The 17,564-nt window shown below is 28.5% G+C and carries 18 protein-coding genes; 3 read left to right on the top strand and 15 right to left on the bottom strand.

Annotated elements, in window-relative coordinates; genetic code table 11:
* Positions 1 to 9: 9 nt before the first annotated feature.
* Together mnmL and tadA are read right to left on the bottom strand one after the other, a co-directional pair.
* Complete coding sequence (gene mnmL / locus CS899_RS08225) at positions 10 to 900, bottom strand: tRNA modification radical SAM protein MnmL/YtqA (protein ID WP_242491894.1); 891 nt, start codon at positions 898 to 900, stop codon at positions 10 to 12.
* Between the two features lie 129 nt (positions 901 to 1,029).
* Complete coding sequence (tadA, locus tag CS899_RS08230; protein WP_207204771.1) at positions 1,030 to 1,491, bottom strand: tRNA adenosine(34) deaminase TadA; 462 nt, start codon at positions 1,489 to 1,491, stop codon at positions 1,030 to 1,032.
* 186 nt (positions 1,492 to 1,677) lie between these two features.
* Here tadA and CS899_RS08235 point away from each other — a divergent pair, with 186 nt between their 5' ends.
* Positions 1,678 to 2,808, top strand: a complete 1,131-nt coding sequence (locus CS899_RS08235) for a ribose-phosphate pyrophosphokinase (RefSeq protein ID WP_100065714.1) — start codon at positions 1,678 to 1,680, stop codon at positions 2,806 to 2,808.
* 39 nt (positions 2,809 to 2,847) lie between these two features.
* On the opposite strand, the gene CS899_RS08240 is transcribed toward CS899_RS08235, so the two are convergent.
* Positions 2,848 to 3,489, bottom strand: coding sequence for a hypothetical protein (locus CS899_RS08240; RefSeq protein ID WP_100065715.1), 642 nt, complete (start codon positions 3,487 to 3,489; stop codon positions 2,848 to 2,850).
* Between the two features lie 105 nt (positions 3,490 to 3,594).
* Here CS899_RS08240 and CS899_RS08245 point away from each other — a divergent pair, with 105 nt between their 5' ends.
* Positions 3,595 to 4,365, top strand: a complete 771-nt coding sequence (locus CS899_RS08245) for an SDR family oxidoreductase (RefSeq protein WP_100065716.1) — start codon at positions 3,595 to 3,597, stop codon at positions 4,363 to 4,365.
* A 34-nt stretch (positions 4,366 to 4,399) separates the two neighbouring features.
* On the opposite strand, the gene CS899_RS08250 is transcribed toward CS899_RS08245, so the two are convergent.
* The 6 genes from CS899_RS08250 to dhaK form a co-directional block, all read right to left on the bottom strand.
* The gene (locus CS899_RS08250) at positions 4,400 to 5,089 is read right to left on the bottom strand and encodes an aspartate/glutamate racemase family protein (protein ID WP_100065717.1); all 690 of its coding nucleotides are present in this window, start codon (positions 5,087 to 5,089) and stop codon (positions 4,400 to 4,402) included.
* A gap of 137 nt (positions 5,090 to 5,226) precedes the next feature.
* Complete coding sequence (locus tag CS899_RS08255) at positions 5,227 to 6,015, bottom strand: ABC transporter permease subunit (protein WP_100065718.1); 789 nt, start codon at positions 6,013 to 6,015, stop codon at positions 5,227 to 5,229.
* The gene (locus CS899_RS08260) at positions 6,002 to 6,886 is read right to left on the bottom strand and encodes an ABC transporter ATP-binding protein (protein ID WP_100065719.1); all 885 of its coding nucleotides are present in this window, start codon (positions 6,884 to 6,886) and stop codon (positions 6,002 to 6,004) included. Before CS899_RS08260 ends, CS899_RS08255 begins: the two co-directional genes overlap by 14 nt.
* Before the next feature lie 36 nt (positions 6,887 to 6,922).
* Positions 6,923 to 7,312, bottom strand: a complete 390-nt coding sequence (gene dhaM / locus CS899_RS08265) for a dihydroxyacetone kinase phosphoryl donor subunit DhaM (protein WP_100065720.1) — start codon at positions 7,310 to 7,312, stop codon at positions 6,923 to 6,925.
* Positions 7,312 to 7,944 (bottom strand): dihydroxyacetone kinase subunit DhaL, encoded by a 633-nt coding sequence (dhaL, locus tag CS899_RS08270; protein WP_100065721.1) that lies wholly within the window; start codon positions 7,942 to 7,944, stop codon positions 7,312 to 7,314. Before dhaL ends, dhaM begins: the two co-directional genes overlap by 1 nt.
* An 8-nt stretch (positions 7,945 to 7,952) precedes the next feature.
* On the bottom strand, positions 7,953 to 8,942 hold the full coding sequence (gene dhaK / locus CS899_RS08275) for a dihydroxyacetone kinase subunit DhaK (protein ID WP_100065722.1): 990 nt from the start codon (positions 8,940 to 8,942) through the stop codon (positions 7,953 to 7,955).
* A gap of 138 nt (positions 8,943 to 9,080) precedes the next feature.
* Between dhaK and thiD the strand changes: the two genes are divergently transcribed.
* Positions 9,081 to 9,902, top strand: a complete 822-nt coding sequence (gene thiD / locus CS899_RS08280) for a bifunctional hydroxymethylpyrimidine kinase/phosphomethylpyrimidine kinase (RefSeq protein ID WP_242491895.1) — start codon at positions 9,081 to 9,083, stop codon at positions 9,900 to 9,902.
* Positions 9,903 to 11,084: 1,182 nt separating this feature from the next.
* On the opposite strand, the gene CS899_RS08285 is transcribed toward thiD, so the two are convergent.
* The 6 genes from CS899_RS08285 to CS899_RS08310 all read right to left on the bottom strand — a co-directional run bounded on the left by CS899_RS08285 (position 11,085) and on the right by CS899_RS08310 (position 17,562).
* Positions 11,085 to 12,362, bottom strand: a complete 1,278-nt coding sequence (locus CS899_RS08285) for an amidohydrolase (RefSeq protein ID WP_100065723.1) — start codon at positions 12,360 to 12,362, stop codon at positions 11,085 to 11,087.
* 13 nt (positions 12,363 to 12,375) lie between these two features.
* Positions 12,376 to 13,209 carry a purine-nucleoside phosphorylase gene (locus CS899_RS08290; protein ID WP_100065724.1) on the bottom strand — a complete coding sequence of 278 codons (834 nt, stop codon included), beginning with the start codon at positions 13,207 to 13,209 and terminating at the stop codon, positions 12,376 to 12,378.
* A 169-nt stretch (positions 13,210 to 13,378) separates the two neighbouring features.
* Positions 13,379 to 14,845, bottom strand: a complete 1,467-nt coding sequence (locus CS899_RS08295) for an SLC13 family permease (RefSeq protein WP_100065725.1) — start codon at positions 14,843 to 14,845, stop codon at positions 13,379 to 13,381.
* A gap of 79 nt (positions 14,846 to 14,924) precedes the next feature.
* Positions 14,925 to 15,605, bottom strand: a complete 681-nt coding sequence (locus CS899_RS08300; RefSeq protein WP_100065726.1) for a YczE/YyaS/YitT family protein — start codon at positions 15,603 to 15,605, stop codon at positions 14,925 to 14,927.
* A gap of 1 nt (position 15,606) precedes the next feature.
* Positions 15,607 to 16,854 carry a thiolase family protein gene (locus CS899_RS08305; RefSeq protein WP_207204772.1) on the bottom strand — a complete coding sequence of 416 codons (1,248 nt, stop codon included), beginning with the start codon at positions 16,852 to 16,854 and terminating at the stop codon, positions 15,607 to 15,609.
* 21 nt (positions 16,855 to 16,875) lie between these two features.
* Positions 16,876 to 17,562, bottom strand: a complete 687-nt coding sequence (locus CS899_RS08310) for a 3-oxoacid CoA-transferase subunit B (RefSeq protein WP_207204773.1) — start codon at positions 17,560 to 17,562, stop codon at positions 16,876 to 16,878.
* Positions 17,563 to 17,564 lie beyond the last annotated feature (2 nt).

Raw genomic sequence — 17,564 nt, forward strand, 5'->3', positions numbered from 1 at the left:
CCTTGAACATTACTCTATATAATTACTTCCTTGTAATATGCTATCTTCTTTTAATTTTTTCTGTATAGAACATATTACAGATAGTTTATCTGCTGACCACTTAGGCAAAAACAACTCTGTTTTATCTGCATCTCCTGTAACTCTGTGAACAACATATTCTTTCGGAATTAATCCTAATGCTTTTGACACTATAGAAATATATTCCTCTTTATCTATTATCTTAAATTTATTTTTCAAATAAAAATCATACAAATCAGAATTTTTTTGTATGTATAGACTGTGAAATTTAATTCCCCACAAATTTTTATTTGCTAAATAATTAATACTATTTAACCAATCTTTTTCACTTTCATAAGGAAGCCCAAAAATTAAATGAGCAACAGTCTTTATCTTTGAATTATTTAATTTATTAACTGTATTTTTAAAAACTTCGTTTATATAACCTCGTCTTATAAGCTTTGCTGTATTTTCATTACTTGTTTGAAAACCTAACTCAACCCACAACTCGTATTTTTCATTTATCTCTTCTAAAAGATTAATTATACTATTATTTATGCAATCTGGTCTAGTTGCTATTGCCAATCCAATTACTTTTTCATGATTTAAAGCTTCAAAATATTTCCTTTTTAAATTATCAATACTATCGTAAGTATTTGTAAAACTTTGAAAATATGCAATATAGCTATCACTTTTATTTTTATAACTTAAAAATTTTATTTGTTCTTCTATTTGTTCAGTTATGCTCTTCTTAACATTTCCTCCAAATTCTCCTGACCCAGCTTCTGAGCAAAACAAACAACCATTAAGTCCATTTTCTCTATTTGGACATGAAAATCCAGCATTAATTGATAGCTTTAAAATCTTTTTACCATATTTATCTTTAAAATAATCATTTAGCAAATAATATCTATTTATTAAAAACACTTCCTATTCATATATTTTTAGTAGGATATCTTTATAATATTGTTATGCAATATCGTAAGTATTATATCATGAAATATAAATATTATATCGTAAAATATAAATAAATTACTTTTTTTTAGTTTCTCTTAACTCCTTGAAAAACTCTTGGATAATAATTAAACATTCTTCTTCTATAACCCCTGATGTTACTTCAAATTTGTGATTCAATTCTCTTCTACTTCCTAAATTGTCCACTGAGCCACAAAACCCTCTTTTATTGTCATATGCTCCAAAAACGACTCTATCTATCCTTGAGTAAACTAAAGCTCCTGCACACATTGCACAAGGCTCTAAAGTGACATACATAGTACATCCATGTAATCTCCAGCTAACCATATTCTTACATGCCTCTTCTATAGCTATAAGTTCTGCGTGTTTTAATGGATTTTTAGTAGTTTCTACAAGATTATGTCCTCTAGCAATAATTTTATTATCTTTAACTATCACACAACCTATTGGTATTTCATTTTTGTCTTTTGCAATTTTAGCTTCTTTTAAAGCTTCTCTCATGTAGATTACATCTTCCAAAGTTCTATATCCTTAGTAATTATTCCAAAATTAATTTATTTTGTATTCTATTATACTACATTAAATTATTTATATAAATTATCTATAAATTTTATAATATCCCTAACAGCCTTGAATCGTTGTTATAAAAACTATCTTATGATATTCTTATAGTTGAAATAAATATTATTGGAGGTTGTTGCACAAATGCCTGATGTTAGTTTAACTAGTGGTCCCCTTGGAGAATTGGGATTAATAGTATTAAGGAGTATAACAGACTTAGGAAACAAGCTAGATAAAGATTTAAAAAGGATTAGCAATATTGATGATTCTGACTTTTCCTTTATTATAGACATATCTGAAACAAGATTTTCAAATGGAGAAGGCAAAGTTCAAATTGATCAGTCAGTTAGGGGCAAAGATATTTTTATACTTTGTGATATTGGAAATTATGGAGTTACATACAAAATGTTTGGTTCTGAAAACAGAATGACTCCAGATGAGCATTTTGCAGATGTAAAAAGAGTAATATCTGCTATTAATGGTAAAGCAAAAAGAATTAATGTAGTTATGCCACTAATGTATGGTAGCCGTCAACATAGAAGAAAATCTAGAGAATCTTTAGACTGTGCAATGGCTTTACACGAATTACAAAATATGGGAGTGCATGGAGTATACACTTTTGACGTTCACGATCCTAACGTTCAAAATGCGATTCCTCTTCTATCATTTGAAAACATTTATCCTACAGCTGAAATTGTAAAATCTTTCTTATCTAAAGAAAAAATTAGTGATGAGGAACTAGATTCTAAAAATATAATAATCATAAGTCCAGATACTGGAGCTATGGATAGAGCTGTTTACTATTCAAATGTACTACAACAAGATATTGGATTATTCTACAAAAGAAGAGATTACAGTAGAATAGTTAATGGTAAAAACCCTATTGTTGAACACAGATACATAGGAAAAGACGTTGATGGTAAAGATATTCTAATAGTTGATGATATGATAGCTTCTGGTGAATCTGTTTTAGATATCGCTGAACAATTAAAGGCTCAAAATGCTAGAAGAATTTACTGTGCTGTAAGTTTTGCATTATTTACTGAAGGTCCAAAGAAATTTGACGAATACTTTAAAAAGGGACTTTTAGATGCTGTTTATTCAACTAATTTAACATATGTTCCTGACGAAATAAGAAACAAGCCGTGGTTTAAAGAAGTAAACCTTGCTCCTTTATTATCCAAGTTTATTTACAACATAAATTGCGATGCATCCTTGAGTGGTATGTTAGATAAAATGCGTGGAATTAAGAGAATTGTTAGAAAAAAGAAATAAAATAATTAAAAGCTATACCTATAATTTGGTATAGCTTTTTTAGTACCCAAATGGAGAAATAAAGTTATATATCACTGAAATAAATATAGAAATGACTAACATTTTTAAAAGCTGATTAGGCTTTTTATAAAATATAAATACACATATTAGCCAAGCTATTAAATCCATTAATGAAATAATATCTGTGTAAAATATTCCAAATACAACAACTTGTGATAAAAATACTCCAATTATAATTCCTGAAAGTAACAGCGCTACATTTCCTTCTCCTTTGGCATACCAACATATAAATGCTAGTAATGGAGATATCAACGTTAAAATTACCCAAATAATTACATAGTTTACTGGTAAAAAACCTGCAATATTTTTTGTTATGAAATAATATCCTAATAGCATCCCTGTGAAAAATAGAAACACATTTATTCCTGCCCTAAAAAAAGTATTGCTGTAAACAGAAATTGTAATAGCTACTAATAACCATAGAGAAAATCCACTTAAAAAATTCCTTATGTCTAATTTTTCCAATATTGAAAGTAATTCATTTGATGGAATAATATCTAAATATTTTGAAACAATTCCAAGAACTGCACCTATAATAAATATTAGAATGCTATTAATAAAATACTTTATATAACTTATCTTATTTTCAGATTTTCTAATTTTATCTAAATATCTTTTCAACATTTTCTCCCTTAATAAATTAATTATATTATATCAATATTATAAAACTTTTAAGATGAAATTTTAAAAACTATAATTGGGTATATATTGTTAAGGGGTGATTTTATGAACAATTATTTTGATTTAACAGGACAAGTAGCACTTATTACTGGTGCATCTAGTGGTTTAGGTTTACAATTCGCGAATGCTCTTGGAAGTCAAGGAGCAAAACTTGCTTTACTAGCTAGAAGAGAAGAAAAACTAAAAAAAGCCAAAGAAGATTTAGAATCTAAGGGATATGAAGTTTATACCCAAGTTTGTGATGTTACAATTACAGATAATGTTACGAATACAGTCTCTAATATAGAGAAATACTATGGTAAAATAGACATTTTAATAAATAATGCTGGACTTGGACTCGGTGAACCTGCCGATACTATGAGTGATGAAGTGTGGAATAAAATGATGGACACAAATATAAATGGTGTTTATAAAGTTGTAAGAGAAGTTGGAAAAATAATGAAGAAAAATCATTATGGAAGAGTTATAAATTTAGGATCTATACATTCTAGAGTAGCTATGCCTCATTCAGATATGATAACAGCTTATTGTACTACAAAGGGAGCTGTATTTATGATGACAAAAGCATTAGCTAATGAATGGGCAAAAGACGGAATAACTGTAAATGCTATTGGTCCTGCATATTTCGAATCTGAAATGACTAAAGATGTACTAAGCAATGAAGCGTTTGGAACTGTTGTAGAAACTTATTGTCCAATGGGAAGAATTGGTAAACAAGGGGAATTAGATACTGCTATTCTATACTTTGCATCTAAATATTCTTCTTATACTACTGGTCAACTACTAAATATCGATGGCGGATGGACTGCAATTTAATTAATAAAAAATAAAAGAGTCTTAAAAGACTCTTTTATTTTAATGATAATTCAGCTGCCTTTTTAGCATGTATAATAGTGGTGTCATATAATTTTATATTTGTATCCTCTTGGTTTATCAAAAGTCCAATTTCTGTACAGCCTAAAATTATTCCCTCTGCCCCACCTTCAACTAATTTTTCTATTATTTCCAAATACTTATTTTTAGAATCTTCTTTAATTACACCTTTACACAATTCTTCAAAAATAATTTTGTTTATTATTTCTATATCTTCCTCTTTTGGTACTATAATATCTATTCCAGAATTTTCAATTCTACTTTTGTAAAAATCTTCTTTTATTGTGTATTTAGTTCCTAAAAGTCCAACTTTTTTTATTCTATTTTCCTTCAATTTTTCTATGGTTGAATCTGCTATATGAATTATAGGAATACCAATATTTCCTTGTATTTTATCAGCTACTTTATGCATAGTATTTGTACAAATAACTATAAAGTCAGCTCCTGCATACTCAAGATTTTTTGCAATATCTGTTAATAATTTTTCTGCTTTGTCCCATTGGTTATTACTTTGATATTCTTCTATCTCTTTAAAGTTTACGCTGTACAACAAAATTTCCGCTGAATTTAATCCACCTTTTATTTCTTTTACTGTATTATTTATTATACTGTAGTATTCAACAGTACTTTCCCAACTCATTCCACCTATTAATCCTATAGTCTTCATTTGTTTTTCCTCTTTTCATAAAATTTTAATATCATTTTTTTAATTTTACTTAGTTTTTATGACCAGGATATTATTGTAAGTCTTATAAATGCTTAAGTTATTTTCTTATTTCTATTATATGCATTTACTTCATAATGCTAAACGTAAATATCTTTTTTAATGTATTTTATAAATCCAATAACTACCGCTACTATAGAATATCCTACTCCTAAAAATATCAAATTAATATCTAATTTTGTATTTACTAAAATATCTCCTACTTCAGTATATGAGAATGGGGTTATATATTTTAAGATTTCTGCTTTTTCACTTATATTCTTAATAATATTCATAAAATAAAGTACAGTTGCTAATCCTAAACCTATACTTATAGTTCCATCCCTTAAAAATGCTGATATTCCAAAACATATAAAACTTATTTCTATTTGTAAAATCAAATATGCTAGATGCATTAATGAAAATTCTTGTAGCTCTATTTTTTCTCCAATAATTTTAAATGAAATAACAGAAAATATTATTACTACAATATTTAAGATTAATATTTGAACTAATACAGATAACAATTTTTCAAAAATCACTTTAAATCTTTTAATTGGATGTGTAAGTAAAAATTCAGCTGTTCCATTTTTTTCTTCTTTAGACAATATACTAATGCCTAAAAAAGCTGCAAAGAAGCCTCCACCTATACCTAGTATATTTCCACACTCTATTCCATAAAATCCCATTACAGTTCCAAAATTTATCTTGTCCATTCCAAAAGCCGCTGTAAAATCTCCCATATTAGAAAATAAATCTTTAGAATCTCCCATGCCTTTAGTCATATCTGGAAATATTAGAAGGGCAATTGAAAGCATTCCTCCAATTACAAAAGTCCATATGGCTAGAGCTTTAAAACCTTGTTTCATTTCATGTTTAAATATAGTCATTATTTTCACCATCCTTTGAGTAAAAATGCATAAATATTTCGTCTAAAGATGGTTCAGTTATAGTTAAGTCTTTTATTTTTAAACCTTGTAATTTTAATAATAAGTAGCTCATATCTCCGTTATATAAGAAACTAATATTGTTTTTATCTGTTTTAACATCAACTATACCTTTCATTTCTATATTATTAATTCCAGTTATATTTACTCTTTTTGCCTTAGTTTTAGATAATTTTTCAACACTATCACATGCAATGACTGTTCCTTCTCTAATTATTCCAGCTTTGTTACAATGCATTTGAATTTCTGATAATATATGTGATGATAAAAATACTGTAGCACCTTCACTAACTCTTTCTTTTAGTATTTTAAAAAATTCATTTTGTATTAGTGGGTCCAATCCACTTGTTGGCTCGTCAAAAATATATAACTTCGGATTATGTTGTAGAGCACAAATTATACTTACTTTCTTTCTATTTCCCAAAGATAATTTTTCTACTTTTTTACTAGGATCTAGCTGAAATCTTTCACAAAGGTCACTTGTTTTTGCAGTAGAAATCTTTTTATATAATTTTTCTGACAAAGACAATACTTCTGAAACTTTCATTCCTTTATAAAACATCACTTCTGACGGTATGTAGCCGATATTAGATAAAATTTCTTCCTTGTATTTTCTAATATCCTTTCCAAATATTTTCGCACTCCCACTAGATGATGACATTAACCCCATTAATATTCTAATAGTTGTACTCTTCCCAGAACCGTTTGGACCTATAAATCCAAAAATATCTTTTTCTTCAACTTCTAAATTTAAACCTTTTATTCCTACTGTTTTGCCATAGTATTTTGTTAAATTTTGAGCTTCTATTATCATCTTTACCCCTAACTGTTATTGTAATTTTATATAACCTTACTCTCTTTTATTTATTCTTATCTTTTCCATTTCAGATAAAATATAATCCATATCCATATCTAAATTCGCATAAACTGAAGCTGATATTACACCTTCTACAAGTGCTGCATCAACTATAATTACGTTCTTTTTTTTATCTTCTTCTAGAAATTCTAAAGCCATTTCTGCGTTCATCATAGCTGAACCTAAGTCATAAAATAGCAATACACCATCTTCTGAATAAACTTTGTTTATGCCATCTACAATTTTATTCACATCTGTTCCAATTCTTCCATCGTCTGTACCGCCTACAGCAACTATTTTAACTTCTGATGCCATTTGTTTTGCTGTTTCCGCTATTCCTTCTGCAATTTTTTCACTATGAGATATTACAACTATTCCTATCATTATTTTTCTCCTAAAATATTATCTCTTATTGTTTTTAAAATTATATATGTTGAAGTTACTCCTGGATCTTGGTGACCTATACTTCTTTCTCCTAAATAGCTGGCTCTGCCCTTTCTAGCAATTATTTCCTTAGTATGCTCTACACCTTCTTTAGAAAAATCCACCATTTTATTCAACACTTCTTCTTTGGGCTCATTATTCTTTAAACTTTCTTTAACAGAATTATATGCTGGTTCTAATGAATCAATTATAGTTTTATCTTCTAGTTCAGCCTTACCTCTAAACTTTATGCCTTTTATTGACAGTTCCAATATCTTCTCTAAATCTTCTATCTTTAACTCATTTAATCCTGTATATTCTTTTCCTAGTTCCATAAAAGCTGTACCATACAATGGGCCTGAAGCTCCACCAACATTAGATATTAATAGCATCGCAACTTTCTTGAACATACTTCCAATATCTGTATATTCATTTTCTTTTAAATCTTCTGCAACTTTTCCAAAACCTTTTGCCATATTATGACCATGGTCTCCGTCACCTATGGCTGCATCTAATTCTGAAAGGTATTCTTTATTTAGTTGTAACTGTTCATTTATTTTTATTAAGATGTTTTTTACATTATCTATGTCCATATTCTCTCCTATTTGAAAAATTGTACATCTGTTTCATACTCTAAAAGTTCTTTTAATTCTTCATCTAGTTTTAACAAAGTTATAGAAAAACCAACCATTTCTAATGACGTCATGTATTCTCCCACCATAGTTTTATAGACTTTTATTCCCTTGCTGTTTAAAACTTCATGAACTCTATTATTTACTATATACAGTTCCATTAATGGCGTTGAACCCATACCGTTAATCATAACGGCAACTTCCGAATTGGAATAATCAATATCTAATAATATTTTTTCTAAAAGTTCATCTACTATATCATTAGATGGCTTTATTTTTTCTCTTTTTACTCCTGGCTCACCATGAATCCCTATACCTATTTCTATTTCATCTTCTAATAGTTCAAAATTTGGTTTACCTACTGCTGGAACAATACAAGGGTTTGTTGCCATTCCCATACTTCTAACATTTTCCACAACTTTTTCCGCTACTTCTTTTACTTCTAATAAACTACCACCTTGTAAAGCTTTTGCTCCTGCTATTTTATGTACAAATACAGTTCCTGCTATTCCTCTCCTACCTGCAGTAAATGTACTATCTTCTACAGCTACATCGTCATTAACTATTACATATTCGACATTAATTCCTTCCATATCAGCTAAGTCTTTTGCCATTTCAAAATTCATAACATCGCCTGTATAATTTTTTACTATTAACAATGTTCCTTCTCCAGAATCAACTGCTTTTATAGCTTCTAAAACCTGATCTGGTGTAGGTGAAGTAAATACAGACCCACAAACAGCTGCATCAAGCATTCCTTTTCCTACAAATCCCGCGTGAGCTGGCTCGTGTCCACTACCTCCTCCAGATACTAGTGCTACTTTATTTTTTATAGGTGCTTCTAAACTAACAATAACATCTGTATTATCTAACCGCTTAATCTTTTTATTATTAGCTTTAACCATACCTTCTAGCATTTCATCTAAAATATTTTCAGTGTTATTAATTATTTTTTTCACTATATCACCTCTTTTAATTTATATAGTTATTATATCATCATTATAAATATAAAATTTATTTTATGTTGTAAAGCTTCAAATCTCACAATTTTTATATGTTATACTATAGTTGAAATAATGATGATAGGAGTTGATTTTTTGAATACAATAATAAAAACTTTAACCTTTGCTGGAAGTGATGCTAGTGGTGGTGCTGGTATTGAAGCCGATTTAAAAACTTTTACCGAATATAGTACATATGGTCTTGCTGTTGTTACAACAATCGCGACAATGGATCCAAAAAGCAATTGGAAACACAGTGTATTTACAATGCCTATAGACGTTGTTAGAAGTCAAATAGATACTGCATTAGCTAGTGATGTTCAAGTAAATGCAATGAAAACAGGTATGATTGGTTCTGTGGAAATTGTTGAATTAATAAAAGATACTATAGAAAAATATGATTTGAAAAACATTGTAATAGACCCTGTTTTAGCTTGTAAGGGTGAAGATGATTTACTTAATCCTGAAACTGCTGAAGCCATTAAGAAGTTTTTAATTCCTATAGCTACAGTTACTACACCAAACTTAACAGAAGCCGGAATTTTTTCAGGTCTTGGAAAATTAAAAACTATCAATGATATAAAAAAAGCTGCTAAGATAATTTATGATTTAGGAGCAAAACACGTTGTCATAAAGGGCGGTAAAGCTCTAGAAAACAACATGGCAATAGATATTTACTATGATGGAACAGATTATTATGTATTAGAATCAAAAAAAATATCTTCTGCAAATAACCATGGAGCTGGTTGTACTTTTGCAGCTGCTATAACTGCTGGTCTTGCTAATGGTCTTTCACCTAAAGATTCTATTTATAAGGCTAAAGACTTTGTAACAGAAGCTATTAAAAGTGGTTTTAAATTTAATGAATTTGTTGGGCCTGTTTTTCACAGTGCTTATAGGTTATCTAAAAAAGATTAATATATTTATACAAATTAAAATAGGAGTAAATTTCTTTTTCTTTCTGAAATTTACTCCTATCTATTTGATTCTACGTCTGACCAACATTCAGTTTTAGGTTCTACCACCTTATCAAACAACCTTTCTTTTATTTAGCTTTCGAATATTATTAAATACTTTTTTGGATTTACTGCATATCTAACTTACTATTTTGAATTCGTACTACTAAATACTCATACTTCTTTACTGTAATTTGCTTTTCTTAATACTACTTTGTAACACCTTTACATCTAAAGTACTTCCTTGGCTTTACTACATATTTAACTTTTTCTCAAATTCAAGTTACAATAGTTCATTAAATACTAATACTTATTAATATTTTAACTAAATATTTGCTGTTATTTTAGAATTTTTTGTTATATTATAATTAATTAATTAATTTCCTCTAACAAAGATTTTATCCTTTATTATTCTATTAACTTCATTATAATCAATTTCTAAACATTAAACTCTCAGCTTTTCTTTTAATTTTTTTCTCTACTTCGAATCTAACTAATACTTATTTTGGTTCATCTTTTTTAAGATACAAACTTCGTATCTTAACTACAAATACAAAACTAACACTTTAGTTGATCTTTCGTAGAATCATTAAGATAAATAAATAATATATTTATCTTGTTATATTTATACCCACTTTTTTTATCTTAAACATTTTTTTCAAAATTTTTTTTAATTTTTTTAATTTTTTTATCTATGCTGATTTTTATAGCTTTACTCAAATATATTTTAAGCATTAAAATAGGAGTAGTATATTCTTTTTAAAATATTCCACTCCTATTTATTTGATTTCAAATTCGAACCAACACTGTGACTTAGGTTCTATTACCAGTTCAATCATACCCTTCATTTTAAATTTTTTAATCATTTTCCTTTTAAAAACACTTATTTTTTCTAGTACTAATTCACTTTACTTCATTTAAAATCAAACGTAATTAATATTCAATTGTCTTTAGTTTTCAATAATTAAATACAATTATTTTAAGTTGGACTGTATTATAATTTTAATATTATAAATCTACTGCCCTTTTTTATTATTCTCTCAACTAAAATTATTTTCTAATTTTTAGTTGATTCGAATTTAAAATCTATTAACAAGTTATACTTGTTAATACTATTATACCCAGATTATTTTATTTAAACATTTTATTTAATTCTTTTTACTATTTTATTAGCCTCTTTATAAGTTTTTTCTATACTATCTCCTATATGAAATTCCCCATCCTCATATAAGATTTTCCCATTTATCATGGTCAGTTTTACATTGCTTTTACTACCACTGTAAACTATATTTTTACTTATATTATTTATAGGCTGCATATTAGGTTGTTTTAAGTCTATTACAACCATATCCGCTAGTTTTCCAACCTCTAAAGCATCACAATTTTCAAGTCCCATAGCCTTTGCTCCATTAACAGTAGCCATTTTCAAAACTTCGTCTCCATTTACTACAGAAGCATCTTTTGCAGCCACTTTTGTAAGTCCTGAAACTAAAAACATCTCTCTAAACATATCCAATGCATTGTTACTAGCTGGACCATCTGTCCCTATTGCTACTGGTATATTTTTATTTAAAAATTTATCTATTCTAGCAATACCACTTGCAAGTTTTATATTTGAAGAAGGATTTGTAACAACAAACAACTCTTTTTCTTTAAATATTTTCATATCTTCTTCACTTAAATATACACAATGATATCCTCCTCCACCATTATCGTAAATTCCTAACGAATCTAAGTACACAGTTGGAGTCATACCATTTCTTTTAATGCAACTATTTACTTCTTCTAATGTTTCAGAATTATGTGTCCAAACAGGAGCATTGTATTTTTTAGAAAGTTTAGCTAAATCTTTTAAAGGTTCTTTACTTGTTGTATATTCTGCATGAAAACCTAGCTTATAAGAAATCAAACCATCATATTTACTATTATTATTAAAGGTGATAAAATTCTCTTCTAATTTTTCTACACTATTAGTAAAGTCATTTAAATCTCCTGCTATTACTGTTCTAAAGCCACATTCAAAAGAAGCCTGTGCTATTTGTTCTGCATGAAAATACATATCAAAGTTAGCTGTTATACCTGAAGTTAAATACTCCAAAATAGCTAGTTTACTAAGCCAATATATATCCTCTGGTACTAACTGTGTCTCTTTGGGAAACACTTTTTTATTCAACCATTCCTTAAGAGGATAATCATCTGCCAAAGACCTTAAAAAAGTCATCCCCGAATGAGTATGTGCATTTTTAAAACCTGGAATAAGCAAATTACCTTTTAGGTTTATTTCTCTATCCCACTTTATTTCAGTTTCCTTTTTATCACCTATATGTTCTATTTTATTTCCTACAACCCACAGCTCTTTTTCTAAAATTTCCATTTCATTTGTTGTAGGAAGTATTTTTCCGTTGTAAAATCTTATATTCATTTAAGCACCTACTCTAATTACCTTTCCCTATTTCTATAATAGACTGCTCCACTAAAGTTTTAAACAAAGGTGCAACTCTATCTGCCGTTTCTGACACTTCTTCATGTGATAAAGGAGTTTCTGAAATACCCGAAGCCATATTAGTTATACAAGATATTCCACAAATTTTCATTCCAATATGCTTTGCTGCAACAGCTTCACAAGTTGTACTCATTCCTACAGCATCAGCCCCTAATACCGAACACATTTTTATTTCAGCAGGACTTTCAAAATTAGGTCCTGTTAGTTGTAAATACACTCCTTCTTGAATGTTTATATTGTTATTTTTAGCAGCAAGTTCTATTTTTCCTATTAAATCTTTACTATATACCTCTGACATATCTGGAAATCTTGTTCCAAATTCTTCAAAGTTTTTTCCTATTAATGGAGATGGAACAAATGAACTAATCTGGTCTTTAATAACCATAAAATCTCCAACGTTAAATTCTTTATTTATTCCACCAGAAGCATTTGTTAAAAATAGTACTTCTGCCCCCATCATTTTCATAAGTCTAATAGGTAAAACAACTTTATCCATAGAGTACCCTTCGTAATAATGTACTCTACCCTGCATTATTACAAGAGGAATATCTTTAATGTATCCAAAAACAAATCTTCCTTTATGTCCTTCAACAGTTGACTTTGGAAAACCAGCAATATCTTTATAGTCAATTATATTAGTAATATTTATTTGTTCTGCAAAATCTCCTAACCCAGACCCTAATACTAAAGCTATCTTAGGTTTTATAGTTATTTTATCTTTTATGCTGTTATAACAGTTTTTAACATCTTCATATAAATTATTCATATTTACCTCTTCTTCTTGGTTTCTAAAATTAATAATTAAATATTATTATATTTTATCTAATTTATCTATGCTTTTTGTCTAACTAAAAAAGTACAAATGATTTGAATTTTCATCTGTACTTTATTATATCAAAGATTTATTTTTACTTTTGTTTATACTGTAATATTATTTACATCAAAGACTTTATTAAAGGATATCCTATAAATGTAGTTATTAACGCAGATAATACCACAAATAATATACCATACTTAATTATTGTTGAATTTTTACTATTATCATCTGCATGTAACATTGCTATTGGAGCAAATGATGAAGGCATTACATATGCTAATGAGCCATTCATAGTAGTTGTTATTGCAACTGCCATTGGGTGAATTGCTCCTGTGCTAACAGCTATTGATATAGCAACTCCTGTCATTATTGTAATTGTAGTAACGTTGGATGCAAAATTAGTCAACATACAAGAAACCAATGCTAAAATAAACACTATTGCATATTCTGGTATTTTTAAAATAATTGGTTCTAAATTTTTAATTATAAACTCATTTAGTCCAACATTTTCATTTGACATTGCACTTCCTAATAAAACTCCTACAGCTATAAAAAATATAATTCCCCAAGGAAATTTATCTTCCATTACATTTTTAAGATTTAATACTGGTTCTTTGTTTACTTGTACTACTGATAATATTACAACAGCAATCAAAGCCCAGAAAGTTATAGAATATTTACTTAAAAACACTAATATAGCTGCATCTTTTGCTAAAAATAACGACAATATTCCTGGCAACATCCATAGCAAAACTGTACCAAAGAAAACTATTACTGTTATTTTTTCTCTTAAATCCATAGGTTTTATCTCATCTAATACTTTATTTATGTCAAAATTTTCAAATTTTTCAACATTTGGTTTTAACAATAACTTCACTACAATACACAATAATGTAAATAATACTATTGCAACAGGAATCCCATAAACCATATAATCAAACATACTAATTGCTGTACCCGACGCAGTTTCATATATTCCCATTCCTAAAAGAGCTAAAGAGTGAGATATTGGTGTTGCAGCTCCTCCTATATTTATTGCAAATACAACTCCTAAAGTTAAAACATTTGCATACCTATCTTTTCCAGTATATCCTAGTTCCTTAAGTATCTTATTTGCAAATCCCAAGAAAAAAGCCGTTGCTGGAACTTGATCCATAAACATTCCGACTATCATACCAAGAGCCATAAACGCATAAGTAAAAATCCATGGATTTTTGCTTACAAATTTTCTACTCATATAAAATGCTGCTAGTCTATTAGTAAACCCTGCTCTGTTTAAAGCTTCAGTTAATACAAAACTCATTATTACAAATGTAATAATCCAATTTCCTATTGATGCAGATAACACTTCATTTAATGTCATAACTCCTGTAAGTGAAATAAGCGCAAAGGAAAAAAATACTGGCCATAGTGTATCAACTGTTGATAATAATAAAATTGTACCTATAAATACACCTATTAACTTCATACCTGCAGAAGTTATTGGTGCTACTGGTGGAATTATCCAAAATATTAAAAATACTGCAAAACAAGCTAATATTTTTAGCAAATGAACTCTATCCATACATAATTTTTGAGACTTCATTTTTATTCTCCCTATATATATTTAAATTATTGTATTGAACAAAGTAGTTAATTAATTAACTACTTTGTTCATAAAATTACTAATTCTCGTACGATTTATTGAATTTGTTTTTATAAATCGATGTAAATGAAAAATATTTGTCTATTATATTAGAAAATACTTGTATCATATTTCCAGTAAATAACATTGAAACTACTGTTCCTATAGCCACTCCTTCTATACTCTTAAAATACATTAATGAAATAGCACTTGCTATAAGAACACTTGTAATGTCAAATACTGTCTTTACAAACTTTATCGATTTATTTGATTTATCACTAATAACTTTTACAAATATATCAAATGGTAAAGCTGTTAAATCACTTTTCAAACACAAGCTTATTCCAAATGATAAACTAGTAAATGCTATTATATATAAAACTATACTATTTATTTCACCTATACTTGTAAATGAAAGTAGCCAGCTATAAAAATCTATTATTACACCAAATAAAAGCCCTAATAATATTGAATATATATACTTTTTTTTAATACCTGTTAATAATACCAATATTGTAATTAATAACACTTCATACAATATTGTAGTATTGCCTAAACTAATGCTTGGTATCACTTTATTAACAATAAATGGTATAGAAGAAATAGTAGATACTCCAAAATTACTTTTTATATATATTACTATCGCAAAACCATTTAATAAAATTCCAATTATTAAAGCTAATTCACTTGGAAAAAATTTTTTACTCTTTATATCTTTCATTTTATTCTACATAACTACCGTTTTCTAAAAGAATTGCTATACCTTGTCCACCTCCTATACATGCAGATGCTATAGCATATCTTTTCTCAGGTTTATTTTTAAATTCATAACAAATAGTTGTAATTATTCTAGCTCCACTCATTCCTAATGGATGACCTAAAGCAACAGCTCCACCATTTGGATTTAATCTACTGTATAATTCTGAACCCATAGGTATATTCAAGTTATCTTTATCTAAACATCCCAATACTTGACCTGAAAAAGCTTCGTTTATCTCAATTATGTCTATATCGCTCATCGCTAAATTATTTCTATGTAATAGTTGTTTAATTGCCTCTACTGGACCAAGTCCCATTAATCTAGGATCACAACCTGTAATCGTATAATCTACCATTCTTGCCATAATATCTAATCCTCTGTCTTTTGCAATAGATTCTTTTGTAAATATTTCAAAAGCTCCCCCATCGTTTAATCCAGAGGCATTACCAGCTGTAATTGTACCATTTTCTGGTTTGAAAACCGGTCTTAATTTTGCTAAAGCTTCTAAAGTAGTATTTGGTCTTAAATGTCCATCTTTATCTACAATAGTTATATTACCTTTTCTATCTTTTATTTCTACTGGAACTATTTCTTGAGCTAATCTTCCTGACTCCATTGCATTTTTAGCTTTCATTTGGCTATCATAAGCAAATTGATCTTGAGATTCTCTAGATATATTATATTTTTCAACTATATTTTCTGCTGTAATACCCATGTGTGTAATATCTTTATTAGGTTTTCCAGATGCAGTTCTATGACCTTCATCATTGGAATCTATCATTTTAATATCTCCCATTTTCAATCCAGACCATCTAACTTTTGTTGGAAGATAATATTCTGCTCTTGATAAAGATTCTGCTCCTCCTGCTGCAATAAAGCTTCTTTCCATCAATAATAATTCATGTGCAGCACTTATAGCTGATTGTAATCCTGAGCCACAAATTCTATTAACTGTAAATCCTGTTGATTCATTCCTAAGACCTGTATTTATTCCTATTATTCTTCCTAAGTTATTTGTAGCTTGTGAACCTGTAACATGACCTACTATTACTTCTTCTATATCTTCTTTATTTATTCCAGCTCTTTCTATTGCTCCTTCTAGTGCTGTTTGTCCTAAATCTTCAACCGGTACAGTAGTAAGTTCTCCTAAGTAAGCTCCTACAGCAGTTCTTGCTGCTCCTACTATAACAATATTTTCTTTATTATTCATAATAATCCTCCAAAATATTTATTAAATAATCATCTCTACTAAATCGTCACTAATTTTAACTTCAGCATCTATTTCTTCCAATATATTATCTATTTCAAACATCGGATTATATGCAGTTAATACAAATCCACTATCAGTTATTTCTACTATAGCTTTTTCTGTAACTATCATATTTACAGCATTTTTTGCAGTCAAAGGTATAGTACAATTTTTCAATAACTTAGCTCTTCCTTTATTTGTATGGAATGTAGCAACTATAACTTTTTTTGCTCCAACGCAAAGGTCCATTGCTCCACCCATACCTGTTACTAATTTTCCAGGTATTTCATAATTTGCAATATTACCTTTTTCATCTACCTCCATTGTTCCCAATACAGTTACATCTACATGTCCTCCTCGAATAATACCAAAAGACAAAGAACTATCGAAAAATGCTGCTCCTTCAATTATATTTGTTGGATATCCTGATGAGCTTATTACATCTGGATCATATCCTTCGTCACCCTCAGATGCATCCCCTGCTGTTCCTACTAAACCGTTTTCCGCTTGTAGAATAATATCTTGTTCTTCTGTAACATAGTTAGAAACCAAAGTCGGTATTCCTACACCTAAATTTACAAGATTTCCTTTTTCTAATTTTGCCGCTATATTTTTAGCAATTATATTTCTTAAAACTTTCTTATCTATTACTTTTTCTTCAACAGTCATTA

Origin of the sequence: Miniphocaeibacter massiliensis (genome assembly GCF_900232905.1) — a bacterium.
Taxonomy (GTDB): Bacteria; Bacillota; Clostridia; order Tissierellales; family Peptoniphilaceae; genus Miniphocaeibacter; species Miniphocaeibacter massiliensis.